At 65.0% G+C, this 14,640-nt stretch carries 13 protein-coding genes; 9 read left to right on the top strand and 4 right to left on the bottom strand.

Going from position 1 to position 14,640, the window contains the following annotated elements:
* The first annotated feature begins 34 nt into the window (after positions 1-34).
* Positions 35-1,324 (top strand): PQQ-dependent sugar dehydrogenase, encoded by a 1,290-nt coding sequence (locus P8R42_29885; GenBank protein MDG2308813.1) that lies wholly within the window; start codon positions 35-37, stop codon positions 1,322-1,324.
* Entirely contained in the window at positions 1,321-2,580 is a 1,260-nt protein-coding gene (locus tag P8R42_29890) for a Gfo/Idh/MocA family oxidoreductase (GenBank protein MDG2308814.1), read from the top strand. Before P8R42_29885 ends, P8R42_29890 begins: the two co-directional genes overlap by 4 nt.
* Before the next feature lie 35 nt (positions 2,581-2,615).
* On the opposite strand, the gene P8R42_29895 is transcribed toward P8R42_29890, so the two are convergent.
* A complete protein-coding gene (locus P8R42_29895; protein ID MDG2308815.1) occupies positions 2,616-3,410 on the bottom strand; it encodes an enoyl-CoA hydratase in 795 nt (264 codons plus the stop codon).
* 33 nt (positions 3,411-3,443) lie between these two features.
* The gene (locus tag P8R42_29900; protein MDG2308816.1) at positions 3,444-4,394 is read right to left on the bottom strand and encodes a cation diffusion facilitator family transporter; all 951 of its coding nucleotides are present in this window, start codon (positions 4,392-4,394) and stop codon (positions 3,444-3,446) included.
* 133 nt (positions 4,395-4,527) lie between these two features.
* On the opposite strand from P8R42_29900, the gene P8R42_29905 reads away from it, so the two are divergent.
* Complete coding sequence (locus tag P8R42_29905) at positions 4,528-5,331, top strand: SDR family NAD(P)-dependent oxidoreductase (GenBank protein MDG2308817.1); 804 nt, start codon at positions 4,528-4,530, stop codon at positions 5,329-5,331.
* Between the two features lie 23 nt (positions 5,332-5,354).
* Here the strand turns inward: P8R42_29905 and P8R42_29910 are convergent, their stop codons facing one another.
* The gene (locus P8R42_29910; protein MDG2308818.1) at positions 5,355-6,215 is read right to left on the bottom strand and encodes an alpha/beta hydrolase; all 861 of its coding nucleotides are present in this window, start codon (positions 6,213-6,215) and stop codon (positions 5,355-5,357) included.
* Positions 6,216-6,303: 88 nt separating this feature from the next.
* Between P8R42_29910 and P8R42_29915 the strand changes: the two genes are divergently transcribed.
* From P8R42_29915 to leuD, 3 genes are read left to right on the top strand one after another with little or no spacing between them, the layout of a single operon-like run.
* Positions 6,304-7,716 carry a sulfatase gene (locus tag P8R42_29915; protein ID MDG2308819.1) on the top strand — a complete coding sequence of 471 codons (1,413 nt, stop codon included), beginning with the start codon at positions 6,304-6,306 and terminating at the stop codon, positions 7,714-7,716.
* Positions 7,717-7,769: 53 nt separating this feature from the next.
* On the top strand, positions 7,770-9,185 hold the full coding sequence (gene leuC, locus P8R42_29920; protein MDG2308820.1) for a 3-isopropylmalate dehydratase large subunit: 1,416 nt from the start codon (positions 7,770-7,772) through the stop codon (positions 9,183-9,185).
* On the top strand, positions 9,182-9,808 hold the full coding sequence (gene leuD, locus P8R42_29925; protein ID MDG2308821.1) for a 3-isopropylmalate dehydratase small subunit: 627 nt from the start codon (positions 9,182-9,184) through the stop codon (positions 9,806-9,808). The genes leuC and leuD overlap by 4 nt, the downstream gene beginning before the upstream one ends.
* A gap of 45 nt (positions 9,809-9,853) precedes the next feature.
* Here leuD and P8R42_29930 read toward each other — a convergent pair whose 3' ends face one another.
* Positions 9,854-10,033: a hypothetical protein gene (locus P8R42_29930; protein ID MDG2308822.1), complete on the bottom strand. Its 180-nt coding sequence runs from the start codon at positions 10,031-10,033 to the stop codon at positions 9,854-9,856.
* A gap of 683 nt (positions 10,034-10,716) precedes the next feature.
* Between P8R42_29930 and P8R42_29935 the strand changes: the two genes are divergently transcribed.
* The 3 genes from P8R42_29935 to P8R42_29945 are packed head-to-tail and all read left to right on the top strand — an operon-like array spanning position 10,717 to position 14,631.
* Positions 10,717-11,310: a PadR family transcriptional regulator gene (locus P8R42_29935; protein ID MDG2308823.1), complete on the top strand. Its 594-nt coding sequence runs from the start codon at positions 10,717-10,719 to the stop codon at positions 11,308-11,310.
* A gap of 25 nt (positions 11,311-11,335) precedes the next feature.
* The gene (locus P8R42_29940) at positions 11,336-12,070 is read left to right on the top strand and encodes an ABC transporter ATP-binding protein (protein MDG2308824.1); all 735 of its coding nucleotides are present in this window, start codon (positions 11,336-11,338) and stop codon (positions 12,068-12,070) included.
* Positions 12,067-14,631 carry an ABC transporter permease gene (locus P8R42_29945; protein MDG2308825.1) on the top strand — a complete coding sequence of 855 codons (2,565 nt, stop codon included), beginning with the start codon at positions 12,067-12,069 and terminating at the stop codon, positions 14,629-14,631. The genes P8R42_29940 and P8R42_29945 overlap by 4 nt, the downstream gene beginning before the upstream one ends.
* Positions 14,632-14,640: the final 9 nt, after the last annotated feature.

Here is a 14,640-nt window from a genome sequence, read left to right on the forward strand (position 1 = left end):
CGACACTGCGCGCACCGCATAGGAGGATCACCTCATGCGATTCCGGATCCTTCTCGGCATCGGCCTCTGTATGGGCGTTGCCACGACGGTGTGGGCGGCGCGTCCGGGAGAGGCAGAGAAGCCCCCACCTCTCGAGGTTCGAGCCGCGGGGCTAGAGCTGCCCAGGGGCTTCCGGGCGTCGGTGTTCGCGCAGGGCGTCGGCCCGGCACGTCACCTTGTGGTTCGCGACAATGGCGACGTCTATGTGGCGCTCCGCGAAGCATTGGACGGCGGCGGCGTGGTGGGTCTCCGCGACACGGACGGTGATGGCGTCGCAGACCGGGAGGTGCGCTTTGGCGATACCGGCGGGACCGGCGTCACGATCGGCGAGCCCTACCTCTACTTCTCCTCCGATGTGGAGGTCTCCCGGGTACGCCTCGCGCCGGAGAAGCTCGGTCCGGCCGGAGCCGTCGAGACCGTGGTGTCCGACTTCCCCGATCAGAACGGTCACCGCGCGAAGTCCATTGCGCTCGACGGCGACGGACGGCTTTACGTGAACGTCGGCGCTCCGTCGAACGGCTGCATGGAGAAGCGACGGACCAAGGGTTCGCCGGGGCAGCCCGACTGCCCGCAACTCGGTCGGCACGCCGGTGTGTGGCAGTTCCCCGCGGGGAAGGTCGGCATGACGCAAACGGCTGACGGCCGCCGCTTCGCCACCGGCCTACGCAACTCCGTGGCGCTAACTTGGAGCCCGGGTGCGAAGGCGGTCGTCGTGGTCATGCATGGACGCGACCAGCTGCGGCAATTCTGGCCGAAGCTGTACACGCCCGAGCAGAGTGCGAACTTGCCGGCAGAAGAGCTGCACGTCCTCGCGGACGGTTCCAACGCCGGGTGGCCGTTCACCTACTGGGATCCACAGCGCGGTGCGCGCATGGTGGCACCCGAGTACGGCGGCGACGGAGAGAAACGGGCGCCGGCCGAGACGTACTCGGCTCCGGCGGTGGCTCTGCCGGCGCATTGGGGACCCAACGCGATCACCTTCTACGGCGGAGACCGGTTCCCCGAGCGCTACCGAGGCGGCGCGTTCATCGCCTTCCACGGTTCTTGGAACCGAACCCCGTTGCCGCAGGCGGGCTACAACGTGGTGTTCGTGCCGTTCGACGGTGCGAAGCCGAGCGGGGGCTGGGAGGTGTTCGCCCAGGGCTTCGCCGAAAATGCCGACGTAAAGCACCCGCCCGACGCGGCCTACCGTCCGACCGGGATCGCCCAGGCGGCCGATGGATCGCTCTACATCGCCGATTCACGCAGCGGGCGGATTTGGCGCATCACCTACGAGGGATCATGAAGCCTGTTCGAATTCTCGTCGTCGGCGCGGGGGATCGCGGTTCGCTGTATGCCCGCTGGGCAATCGGCAACCCCGAGCGTGCGCAGGTCGTCGGCATCGCCGAGCCCGTCGAAGCGCGCAGGCGGAAACTCGCGGCGGAGCTCGGTGTACCGGAGGAGAACCAGTTCGCGGATTGGCGCGAGGCGGTCGCGCGTGAGCGCTTCGCCGATGCTGCGATCGTCGCCACGCTGGACGACCAGCACGAGGAGCCGGCCATTGCGCTCGCGGAGCAGGGGTACCACCTCCTGCTCGAGAAGCCGATGGCGCCCACGGAGGCGGAGTGCGAGCGAATCGTCGATGCGGTGAAGCGCGCCGGTGTGCTCCTCGCGGTCGGCCACGTGTTGCTCTACACGCCGTACACGCAACGTCTTCGCGCGTTGCTGGACGCCGGCACCATCGGAGATCTGGTCTCACTCGATCGGCTGGAGCCGGTGGGGTGGTGGCACTACGCGCATAGCTACGTGCGAGGAAACTGGCGCAAGGAAAGCACGTCGTCCTTCATGTTGTTGACCAAGGGCTGCCACGATCTCGACTGGATTCGGTACGTCATGGGCGAGCGTTGTGAATCGGTCGCGTCCTTCGGGTCGTTGCGGCACTTCCGGCCGGAGAACAAGCCCGCGGAGGCGGGCGACGCGCATGCGTGTGTAGAGTGCTCCTTCGAGCCCCGTTGCCCGTACTCAGCGCCGCGGTTGTATCTCACGATGGTGCAGCTGGGTTGGCAGGGATGGCCGGTATCGGTAATCACGGACGATCCGACCGAAGAGACCGTTCAGGCGGCGCTGCGCGACGGGCGCTACGGTCGTTGCGTCTACGAGTCCGACAACGACGTCGTCGACAACCAGGTCGTGATTCTCCAGTTTGCCGGCGGCAAGACCGCCTCCTTCACCATGACGGCGTTCACGGAGTACGGCTTCGATCGCAAAACGCGCCTTTTTGGGACGCGCGGCTCCATCGAGGGCGACGGCGCCACGCTGAAGGTCACCGATTTCGTGACCGGCCAGACCGAGGAGGTCGAACCGAGCTCGGTCGACGTGACCGAGGTCGGTGGGCACGGGGGAGGGGATCTCGCCCTGATGGACGCGTTCGTGTCGGCCGTCGCGCAGGGCAGTGGTGCCCCGCTGCTCTCGGGTCCGGACGAGACGCTCGAATCTCACCGGATGGTCTTCGCCGCGGAGCGCGCGCGGCGGGAGCATCGGGTCGTTGATCTCTCGCGCTAGTGCCCAGGCGTCGGCCCGATGTCGACGGCGGTGCGCTAAGACGTTCGCCAGGTCGGCTTGCGCTTCTCGAGAAAGGCGTCGATGCCCTCGACGGCGTCGTCGCTCATCATGTCGCACGCCATGACGTCGGCGGCGTACTCGTAGGCCGCGTCCGTCGCGAGGCCGATCTGGCGGTAGAACATCTGTTTGCCGCTGCGCACGGCGGTCGCGGATTTCGAGGAGATCTTCCTCGCCAATTCAACCGTCGCCGCGTCGAGGTCGTCTGCCGCGACGACGCGGTTCACCAGGCCGTACGCGAGTGCGGTGGGCGCGTCGATGAACTCCCCGGTGAAGAGCATCTCGAACGCGTGCTTGCGGGCGACGTTTCGCGAGAGGGCCACCGACGGGGTGGAGCAGAAGAGGCCAACTCCAATGCCGGATGTCGCGAACCGCGCTTCTTCGGTAGCGACGGCGAGGTCGCACGTCGCGACGAGCTGGCATCCGGCGGCCGTTGCGATGCCCTGAACGCGTGCGATCACGGGTTGGGGGAGGGTGGTCACGGAGAGCATGAGCTTGGCGCAGCGGGCGAAGAGTTCTTCGTAGTACGACTGCTCGGGCGTCGACCGCATCTGTCGAAGGTCGTGACCGGCGGAGAAGGCGCGCCCGTCCCCAGCGAGAATGACGACACGGACCGCCGTTTCCTGGCCGGTCTCGGTGAGCTCTGCGAGGAGAGCGTCGATCATCTCGGAGGACAGCGGGTTGAGCTGGCGCGGTCGGTTCAGGGTCAGCGTACGGATGCCGTCTTCGTCGTGTCGCAGGACGAGCGGTTCTGGCTGCGCTTCGGTCGTCATGTGCTCGAGTTGATCACAGGTGCGGAGGAGCGGCTAGGAATCCGTTCTCGCTTCGGGCTGGGCCGTCGTCGTCGTGGGGCGCAGGAGGTCCGGCTCGATGTACATCGGCCCGACAATTGGCACGGCCGACCGGATCGCGACTTCGAGCGCGTCGATCGCGTGGGCGATCTCGGTGGTCGACATCCCCCGTTTGAACTCGACCTTCGCGCCGACCAGGAGTTCCTCCGGCCCGATGTGCTGCGTGCGCATGTGGATGAGCTGGACGACGTGGGGCGACTCGCTCAGCGTGGTGACGATCTTCTCGCGGTCTTCGCGCCGGGCCCCCTCTCCGATGAGAAGGCTTCGCATCTCGACGGCGAGCACGATTGCGATGACTCCGAGGAGTAGGCCGATCAGAAGCGTTCCCACCCCATCGTAGAGGGCGTTTCCCGTCACCGCAGCGAGGCTCACGGCGGCGAGCGCGATGACGAGGCCGATGAGGGCTCCGGCATCCTCCAGCAGGACGACCGGAAGCTCCGGAGAGCGGGACCTGCGGATGAAGTCCGTCCATGACGCGCGCCCGCGGGTGTGGTTCGCTTCGACGACGGCGGTGCGGAACGACCAGCCTTCGAGGAGGATGCCCCCGCAGAGGATCCCGATTGCCCAACTCAGGTCTTCGAGCGGATGTGGGTGGCGGATCTTCTCAATCCCCTCGACGACGGAGAACACTGAGCCGAGCGCGAACAGGACGAGCGATACGACGAACGCCCAGAAGTAACGCTCACGGCCGTAGCCGAACGGATGCTGCGGCGTCGCATCGCGCTGGGCGAGCTTGTGCCCGAGCATGAGCAGGCCCTGGTTGCCCGTGTCGGCAAACGAGTGAATCGACTCGGCAAGCATCGACGAAGATCCCGTGAACACGAACCCCACGACCTTGGCGATCGCGATACCCAGGTTTGCGAGAAAGGCCGCAATGATTGCTTTGGTTCCACCGCCTGCGGACATCTAGCTCCTCCGACTCATGCTCACCTCGGCCATGGGCGTGGGATAGACGAAGTCTCTCGTCTAGGCAATTCTGAGAGCACCAATTGTAGCCGGCCGCTTGACCGCCGGCCCTGCGAGCGGGAAACCCATTCGCATGGGACGTCTCGAGAATCAGGTTTGTGTCATCACCGGAGCGGGAATGGGGATCGGGCGGGGGATCGCGCGGAGCTATGCGCGTGAGGGCGCGCGTGTCCTGGTGGCGGAGTTGGATCCGGACGCGGGCGAGCGCGTGGCCGCCGAGCTGGCGGAGATCGGCGCCGATGCGCGCTTCGTGCGCACCGACGTGAGCGACAAGGACCAGGTGCACGCGGCGATCGCCGATGCGGTGTCCGCCTGGGGGACGGTCCACGTGCTGGTCAACAACGCGTGGGGCGGCAGCAACATCGCGCGGTTGGAGTGGAAGACCGATGAAAACATGATGCACGGCCTCAAGACGGGATACTTATCCGTCTTCTGGGCGATGCAAGCCGTCTTCCCCCACATGAAGGCGCAGGGCGGCGGCAGCATCATCACGATGTGCTCACTCAATGGGGTGAACGCGCACATGTATTCCGTGGAGTACAACGCGTCGAAGGAGGCCGCCCGGACGCTCACCCGAACGGCAGCCCGTGAATGGGGCCGCCATCAGATTCGTTGCAACGTGATCTGTCCGGCCGCGGCCACCGAGGCCTACGTCCGCTTCCGCGACCAGAATCCGGAGACCGCCGAGGTCATGCTCACCCAGAACCCCATGGGCCGAATGGGCGACCCCGAGACCGACATCGCCGGCGTCGCCCTTTTCCTAGCCTCAGACGACTCGAAGTACCTGACAGGAAACACGCTCTTCGCCGACGGCGGCGGCCACATCAACGGCGTAAACTGGTCCCCCGACCTCCCGGAGGAGAGGGACGTTGGTTAGTCGTTGTTTAGTCTAAACAACGACTAACCAACGTCCCCCCGGAGTTCGTTCAGGAACGCGCGGACGGAGTCGGTGAAGACGTCGTTGTTGTCGCCGGCGACCATGTGGCCGGCGCCGGAGACGTCGACGAACTTGGCGTGGGGGACGAGCTCGAGGAAGTGGCGGGCGCCTTCTTCGCTGAGGAGGTCGCTCTGGCGGCCGCGGACGAGAAGGGTGGGGATGTCGACCGCGCGCGCGGCGTCGTCGATCATGTCGTCGCGGCCTTCGGTCTGGCGGTCGATTCCGACGAAGCCGGGATCCCAATGCCAGCGCCAGCGACCGTCGTCGCCCTTGCGTAGATTTTTCGCGAGGCCCTCGGAGCTCTTCGGCCGCGGGCGGTTCGGGTTGTAGGCGGCGACCGCGTCGGCGCATTCGTCGAGCGTTGCGAACCCGTCCGAGTGCGCCTTCATGAACTCGAGGATCCGCTCCACGCCGTCGCGCTCCATCCGGGGGGCGACGTCGACCAGGATGAGGCCGATTGCGAAGTCGCCCTCGGATTCGCCCTGAGCGAGGAGGGCGGCGAGCCCTCCCAGCGAGGCCCCGACTAGAACAGGAGGCTTGGCGAGTTGGGGGATCAGCTCGACGATGTCCGCCGCGTAGTCCTGGAGCTGGTACTGCTGGTCCTTCGCCCAGTCGCTCTCGCCGTGTCCGCGTTGGTCGAGGGCGACGACCTGCCACCCGTCTTCTGCCAAGGCGCATGCGGTATCGGACCAGGAATGCCGAGTCTGTCCGCCGCCGTGCAGCAGGACGACGGGCGTTCCGTTCGGGTCTCCGTAGACGTCGGCCTGTAGCGTGAGGCCCTTCGCGCCTTCGAAGGCGATGGGGCGTGGTCGTCCGCGTCGCATATCTCGTGCACGCTAGTGGTCGGCGATCGTGCTCGCAAAAGGCGACGGTTGCCCCGGCACGAGGCATCGGCCATGGTTTCGGGCCCACATGCCAGTCCAATTCCAAGGGCGACGCCTCCTCGCCGGCTTGTTCTTGCTCGCCTGCGCGTGCACGACGCCGGATCCGGGTCCGCCGGCGCAGCCGAACGTCCTCCTCGTTTCGATCGACACGCTGCGCAGCGATCACCTCGGCGCGTACGGCTACGACCGCGATACGAGCCCAGTGCTGGACCGGCTCGCCGCGGAGGGCGCGCTATTCGAGTCCGTCGTCGCGTCGTCGTCGTGGACGCTGCCGTCGCACACGACGCTCCTCACGGGACTCCCGCCCGAGCTGCACGGCGTGGACACCTCCGAGGAACGTCTCCTGACGGAAGCGACGACGCTCGCCGAGGTGCTGCACGAGCGCGGCTACGCGACCGCCGGGTTCGCTTCGGGGCCCTACCTCCGGGCGATGTACGGACACGATCAGGGCTTCGACACGTACGACGAGAGCACCGTCTGGCCCGAAGACGACATTCACAGAAAGCCGACCTCGCCACAGCTCGAGACGCTTGCCGTAAACTGGCTCGACGCCTGGCACGTGAAGGAGGACGAAAAGCCCTTCTTCGTGTTCTTGCACATGTGGGATCCGCACTACGACTTCTCCCCGCCGCCGCCCTACGACATCATGTTCGACCCGGAATACGAGGGCACCGTCACCGGTGACGACTTCGCCGGGACCGACCAGGTGCACAAGGACATGGCCGCGCGGGACCTCGAGCACGTCCTCGCACTCTACGACGGAGAGATCCGCTACACCGACGAACACCTGGGCCGGATTCTCGCCGCCCTCGAACGGCTCGGCGTGTACGACGACACCATCGTCGTCGTCACGAGCGACCACGGCGAGGAGTTCTTCGAGCACGGCAAGAAGGGACACTCGAAGGGCCTCTACGACGAGGTGGTGAAGATCCCGTGGGTCGTTCGCTACCCGCGCCGCATTCCCGCAGGACAGAGGATCGGGAACCAGGTGCGTTCGATGGACGTCGCACCGACCATCCTCGGACTCGCCGGCATCGAACCGCCGCAGGGCTTCGGCAGCGGTTCCGCGAACCCGTACCGGGAGCACGATCTGAGTGGCTGGATCACCGGGGCCCGCAAGGTCGCCTCGTTCCCGGATCTCACCGCCTTCAGTCACGAGACGATGTGGGCCCACCGCGTCTCGGTGCAAACCCCCAAGCAGAAGCTCATCGTGATTCGCACGCCGAAGGGCCGGACGGTCGAGTTCTACGACCTTGCAAACGACCCGGGCGAGAAGCAGGATCTCACGGCCGGCGGCCCGGTCCAGGGAAAAGGCCGGGCGCTGCTCGGCTCCCTGCGTGCCTGGGACCAGCATTGGAAGGGGCGCGCGCCTCTTTCGGCCCCGATCGAGCTGGATCCGAAGCACGTCGAGCAGCTCCGGGCGCTCGGCTATGTGGAGTGACCCCGGAGGGTCTCGTTTTGCAAGCCCGGTGAGGGATCCTTATCCCAAAGGGCATGGCTAGGAGTCTTCTCGACAAGGTCTGGGATTCGCACACGGTGCGTGAGCTCGATTCAGGGCAGTCCCAGCTGTTCATCGGTCTGCATCTGATTCACGAGGTCACGAGCCCGCAGGCGTTCGCGATGCTGCGCGAGGCCAAGCTCGGCGTGCCGTTCCCCAAGAGGACGTACGCGACCGTCGATCACATCATTCCGACCGACTCGCAGGCACGTCCCCTCGCGGACAGCCAGGCCGAGATCATGATGTCGGAGATCGAGAAGAACTGCAGCGAGTACGACATCCAGTTCTTCGGACCGGAGTCGGGAAATCAGGGCGTGGTCCACATCATCGGACCGGAGCTCGGACTCACGCAGCCCGGGATGACGATCGCCTGCGGCGACAGTCACACGAGCACGCACGGTGCGTTTGGCGCGGTCGCGTTCGGAATCGGCACGAGCCAGGTGCGCGACGTGCTCGCGAGTCAGTGCCTCGCGATGCACCGCCCCAAGGTTCGTCGCATCGAAGTGGACGGTGACCTTGGCCCGGGTGTCTACGCGAAGGACGTGATCCTGCACATCATCGGGACTCTCGGTGTCGATGGCGGCGTCGGCTACGGCTACGAGTACGCCGGCACCGTGTTCGAGAACATGTCGATGGAAGAGCGGATGACCGTCTGCAACATGTCCATCGAGGGCGGAGCGCGCTGCGGCTACGTTAATCCGGACGACAAGACGGTCGAGTATCTGCGCGGCCGGAAGTTTGTTCCGGCCGGTGCCGACTTCGACAAGGCTGCCAAGTGGTGGCTGTCCAACGCATCGGACGAAGACGCTGCCTACGAGGACGTGGTCAGAATCCCGGCGCACGAGATTGCACCGACGATCACCTGGGGCATCAATCCCGGACAGGTGGTCGGTGTGGACGGCGCCATCCCGGACCTAGCGTCGTTCGACGGAGACGACCGTCTCGTCGCCGAGGACGCATACGGCTACATGGGCTGGAACAAGGGCGACAAGATCTCGGGCACGAAGATCGACGTCGCGTTCATCGGTTCCTGCACGAACGGTCGCATCTCCGATTTGCGAGAGGCGGCCCGAGTCGCGAAGCTCGGGCGTGTGAAGTCGGGCGTGAAGGCGCTCGTCGTTCCCGGTTCGCAGGACGTCGCGCGCCAAGCCGAAGCGGAGGGTCTCCACGAGGTCTTCCGCGAGGCGGGCTTTGAGTGGCGCCTTCCCGGCTGCTCGATGTGTCTCGCGATGAACCCCGACAAGCTGCAGGGCCGCCAGGTCTGCGCCTCGTCGAGCAATCGCAATTTCAAGGGTCGACAGGGCAGTCCGTCCGGCCGGACGCTCCTCATGAGCCCGGCGATGGTGGCCGCGGCTGCGCTCGAAGGCGCTGTCACCGACGTGCGCGACATGATCGGAGAGGGGAACTCATGAGCACCGACAAAGGACGCCACATCAAGACGATCGCCGGACGTCCGATCCCCCTTCCCGGAAACGAGATCGACACCGACCAGATCATCCCCGCCCGCTACATGACCGCCGTGACGTTCGACGGAATGGGCCAATACGCCTTCCAGGACCTGAGGTTCGATAGCGAAGGCAAGCCTCTCGATCACCCGATGAACGATCCTCGCTTCCGGGCGAAGGGCCCGCGCGTCGCGATCGTGAACAAGAACTTCGGTTGCGGCTCGTCGCGTGAGCACGCGCCGCAGGCGATGTGGCGTTGGGGCGTGCAGGCGATCATCGGCGAATCCTTCGCCGACATCTTCTTCAACAACTGTGTCTCGATGGGCATCCCGTGCGTGCAGGCGAGCGAGGCCGACGTGCACAAGCTGCTCGCCGTGGTGAACGAAGACCCGGCGCACGACCTCGCGATCGACCTCGAAGCGATGACCGCGACGTACAACGGCGTTGGCTACGCGGTGAAGACGCACGATGGTGCGCGGCATCGTCTGCGGACCGGCACCTGGGACGCGACTGGGATTCTCGTCGAAGCTCTCGACGACGTCCGCAAGACCGCTGCGAATCTTCCGTACGTTCAGAACTTCGGCGACTGACGTTCCCGCGCGCACCAGCTCTCGCAGCGTTTGCCCCAACGCGTTCTAACCCGCTGTCGGTATGTCCCGTGTGGAGTCGACTCGGTCCAGGTTGAACTCGTCATAAAGGTCTTCGAGGAATGAGTAGTCCGCCGCGATGTAGCGAAGCTTGCGCATCGCGAGTACCGCCCCGGCGTTGGGTTCGCCGATTCTCCCGGATAGGAAGCCCACCAACTCAGCTTGCATAGTGCGAGTAGTCTGCGCGAGATCGCTTCTCCACGCGCGCAATGCCATCGCGGCCTGAATCGAGGCCACGCCTACGAAAAAAGAGCAGGCGTTTCGAGTTCTATGTCGTGGTAGAGCGATCCGGCTGGGAGCTTCATGAACCACTTCATGAACGCTGCGAGACCTGAGTTGGTGATCTCGTAGGGCCGACAGCCGGGGCCCCTGGGGTTTGGGGTGCACGCGCGCCGATCAATCCGTCGCGCTCGAGGTTGCGGAACTCGCGGTCGAAATCGGAGGCAAGGTGTTCCGAGATCGAAGGAGGTGAGTACTCGCGGAGCAGTGATTCGCGGGGCCCGGATCTTCCGGAGGTGAGCATGCCCAGGACGCGGAAGCGAAGCAGGGCCCGCGTCTCTTGGGGCGGCGCTGGCCGACGTCGCTGGGGGTCTCGACTGGCGCTAGGGGGCGGCGAAACGGCGAACGGTCGCATTTCCTCATGGGAGGACGCGGTACCTCGATCGCAGAAGAATCGTCAAGAACAGCAACGAATGCCTGCCGAGCACGCTCTCTGGCCACCCCTTGGATGCATCCGTGACGCTTGATGGGTGTCTGATAGGTATTGACTTGAAGCCGATCTAGCTGAGCGTCATCCAGGCCGTAGATGGAGGTGTTGCCTCCTCTTGGAACCCGAAATCGAGGAGGGCTCGATGCTACGTCGACAGATTCTTGGGCTACTGAGCCAGGGCCGCCAACATGGATACGCGCTCGCCAAGGAGCACCGCCATCGGACTTGGCTCGTTGGAGGGTCAGGGAACTTCTACCGGGAGCTGAAGCACCTCTGCAGCGTCGGGATGATCAGACTTGCGTCCACGGGGACCGCCGGCGATCCGCGCAAGGTCAGCTACGAGATCACCTCGAGCGGTAAGGCAGACTTCATGGGCTGGCTCACCGACGTCCCAGAGGTCTCACCCTGTCCGGAGTCGGAGCTCGCGACCCGCGCTCCTCTCTTTTTCCTCTTGCCGAGTGATACGGCGATCTCACTGCTCGATGATTGGAAGCGGTGTTTGTGGCGTGCGATCCGTCGACTCGAAGACGCGAACTTGGCCCCGGGATCGACTGGCATGCAGAGAGCGGTCTGCGACACTCTCGTTCAACGAAGGACCCGACATTTGAGCTTGGAACTCGAGTTCGTCGAGGAGCTCAAGGCAACCATCGCGGCGGAGCGAGAGGCTAAAGCGGAGGTCGAGGCCGTCGCGGAGGCGCCGGTCGCGAAGCGCGCGCTGACAAGGGCACGGTCCTGAGCGGAAGCTCGGTGGGGCAATTGCCATGAAGATCATCGCGGTGGATCGGGCAACGAAGGAGTACGGTTTTGGCGCTGCAGCTACCCGCGCGCTCGACGACGTATCTCTCGATGTGGAGCCGGGAGAGTTCGTTGCGATCATGGGGCCGAGCGGGTGCGGGAAAAGCACGTTGCTCAATCTGATCGCGGCGTTCGACCGTCCGACCTCGGGATCGATCACGGTCGCGGGTCAGGATCTAGCGCGGCTTTCAGAGCACAGACTGAGTTTGCTGAGGGCGCAGCACATCGGATTTGTCGTGCAGAGTTTCAACCTTCTCCCGCGCCTGACCATCGAGGAGAACGTCTGGGCGCCACTCGGTGCCGTGGGCGTCAGTCTGCGCGAGTCACGCGAGCGGGCGCGAGGCCTCCTGGAACTCGTCGGTTTGTCCCAGAACCGCGCGGCCCGTTTCCCGTTGGAACTCTCAGGTGGCGAACAGCAGCGCGTAGCGATCGCGCGCGCCCTGGTAGGAGCCCCGGCGATCCTCCTGGCAGACGAGCCCACGGGCAACCTGGATTCGAGAAATGGGATTCGAGCCCTGAACCTCCTCCGAGATCTCAGCACCGACCGGAAGATGGCGGTCGTGCTCGTAACGCATGACTCGTTCGCAGCGACGTACGGCAATCGAACGGTGCTGATGCAGGACGGTCGTGTGGTGGAGGAGATCGGCCCAGGCGAAAAGCCGTCTGTTGGCTCCCTCGAATCGATCGAGGGCGGCAGATGATTCAGCTCCAGCTGGCGCGGATGCAGCTTCGGGGCCAGTACGGGCAGCTGGCGCTCGCGATCGGTGTCATCGCGTTGGGCGTCGCACTCGCGACCGGCGTTCTGCTGGCCAACGACGCTCTGCGGTCCAGCTTCGAAGACTCACTCGGCGCGCTCAGTGGCCGCGCCGACCTCGAGGTTTTCGCCGCGGGCGGGGGAACACTCGATGAGCGCGTCTTGGAGGAAGTCCTCCAACGCCCAGAGACCGCCGCCGCCGCACCTTTGCTGATGGGCGCAGCGACCGTGGTGGGCGGGCTCGAGGTCAAAGTCGCGGTGGTCGGCATTGATATGCTGTCCGATGCGAACATTCGCATCTACGACGCGGACCCGGCGCAGAACTCGGGGATCGAAGACCCACTGGTCTTCCTCAACCAGCAGGATTCAGTGATCGTCCCTGAGGCGCTCGCCAGGGAACTTGGCCTCGAGCGCGGCAGCCGCATCGAGCTGCAGACGTCTACGGGCAGACCAACCCTCACAGTGCGAGGAATCCTGCTCGGCAGCGGAGTAGGACTAGCCCATGGCGGGCGAACGGTGATCATGGACCTATACGCTGCCCAGGAAGCTCTCGGGCTTCCTGGGAGGGTTAGCCGGGTTGATGTGGTTTTGGCTGAAGGAGTTGATGGGCGCGAGCTGGCCGGCCGACTGGAGGACGTGTTCCCGGCCCACGTGGCGGTAGAGCTTACAGCCGCGCTTCAGGAACGGAGAAGGAGTCTCGTAGCCGGATTCCAGACGATGCTCGATATAATCTCTTTGCTGGGATTGGTGCTTGCGGGGCTGATCACCGCGAATCGAGTCGCGACTGTATATCAGGAACGCTTGTGGGAGATCGGCGTGTTGCGTGGGCTGGGTTGGCCCCCGCGAGTCCTACTCCGTTCGCTGCTCATAGAAGCGGCGCTGTTCAGCTGCATCGGTGCCGCCGTTGGGGGCCTTCTGGGGATCGCCTTCGCAGTGTTCATGGTTTCTCCCATTGCGGACGCGATGACGCTCAATTTCCAGCAGACGGTCGCTACGCCCGCCATCGCTGTTGCACCGGGCCCAATCCTCCTGGCTGGTTCTGCCGGGGTGATCAGCGGGGTCGTGGGAGCGGTGATGCCGGCGCTTGGTGTTGCGCGGCTTCCCATCTCGGTGGTGATGTCCAGGAAGAGACGCCGAGAGTCGAGGCCCGACAGGGTTCTGGTTCGGGCTACACGAGTTGCTGCCGCCCTGGCTGCGGTCGCGCTCCTTGCCCTCCACTATCTAGCTGGCCCAGGGCCCGCTTTGGGTGTTGGAATCATCGCGGCTCTGATCGTTGCGAGTTGCCTCCTCCTCCAGCCGCTGCTGGTTGCGCTTGGAGGGGCCTTCGGACTGGTTTTCGGGGGGGCTTCTCAAATCGGCGCCAAGGACCAGGGGAGGGCTCCGACCCGCGCCGTGGGTGCCGCTTTGGTCCTTATGGCGGGTATCGCTGTCGTAGTGTGGATCGGGTTCATGGCGGAGAGCTTCCAGCACTATGTCGTCGACACGCTAACTCACGGCCGTGTGGGCGCAGACTTGATCGTGGATGGCTCAGTTGATGGGTTCTCGAAGGGGCCTATTGAGCCGAAGCTCGCTGACACCGCCTTGCAGGAGCTGCTGGATGTTCCAGGTGTTGAGGCGGTTGGTGCTTCGCTCAACGCGGTTTCCCGCCACCCCGAGACGGGAATCTTGGCAGTTGACGAGCCGAGGCTTCGCAATACGGGGTTTGGCGATTGGGATCTCGAGCCGGGGGCGGAGGCGGGCGCGCTGAACTCGGTGGCGCAGGGTCGCGGTGTTCTTGTGAATCGGCAGCTGGTAATCAATCGCGGCCTCCGCGTAGGAGATACAATTCGCCTGATGACTCCGACGGGACCACTTGAATTGCCCGTCGTCGGAGTAGGCGGGAGTTCGATCATCTCCCAGGGAGGTGACGTCGTGATGAGCTTGACGACGTACAGACGGTATTGGAACGATCCGTCTTTTCACCAGGCACTTCTGCTTCTGTCCCCCGGAGCGTCCGGCGTTGACGTTCGTCGAGCAGTCCTCCACCATCTCGGCGATCGGTACCGGCTTCGGGTCATTGATCAGGATGGGCTGGCGGAATGGATTCGTGATTCTGTTCGTCAGGGCTTCCGCTTTACCGACGCTCTCGTGTTCCTGACCCTCGCAGTCGTGCTGATCGGGACGGGAGATGCGTTGGCTGCAGACGTACTTGAGCGGACAAGGGAGATCGGCGCTATGCGCGCGTTTGGCTACACGCCATCGGCCCTTTCGGGGATGGTCATCGTCCAAGCTCTGTCGATCGGGGTAGCGGGATCCGCGCTGGGGATTATCGTCGGAATAGGGATTAGCATCGCATTCGTCGAGGGGCTGTTGCCAAGCATCCTTGGTTGGCAGCTGAGGCTGTATCCTGCCTACTTCACTCCAGCCGGCGGCTTGGCGCTGGGCATCGTGGCTTGCCTGATTGGGGCTCTCCCCCCGGCGGTGCGCACGGCGAGGCTGTCGCCGGCGCAGGCGCTCCGGTACGAGTGAGGCAAAAGT

This window comes from Candidatus Binatia bacterium, from assembly GCA_029243485.1.
GTDB lineage: Bacteria > Desulfobacterota > Binatia > UBA12015 > UBA12015 > VGTG01.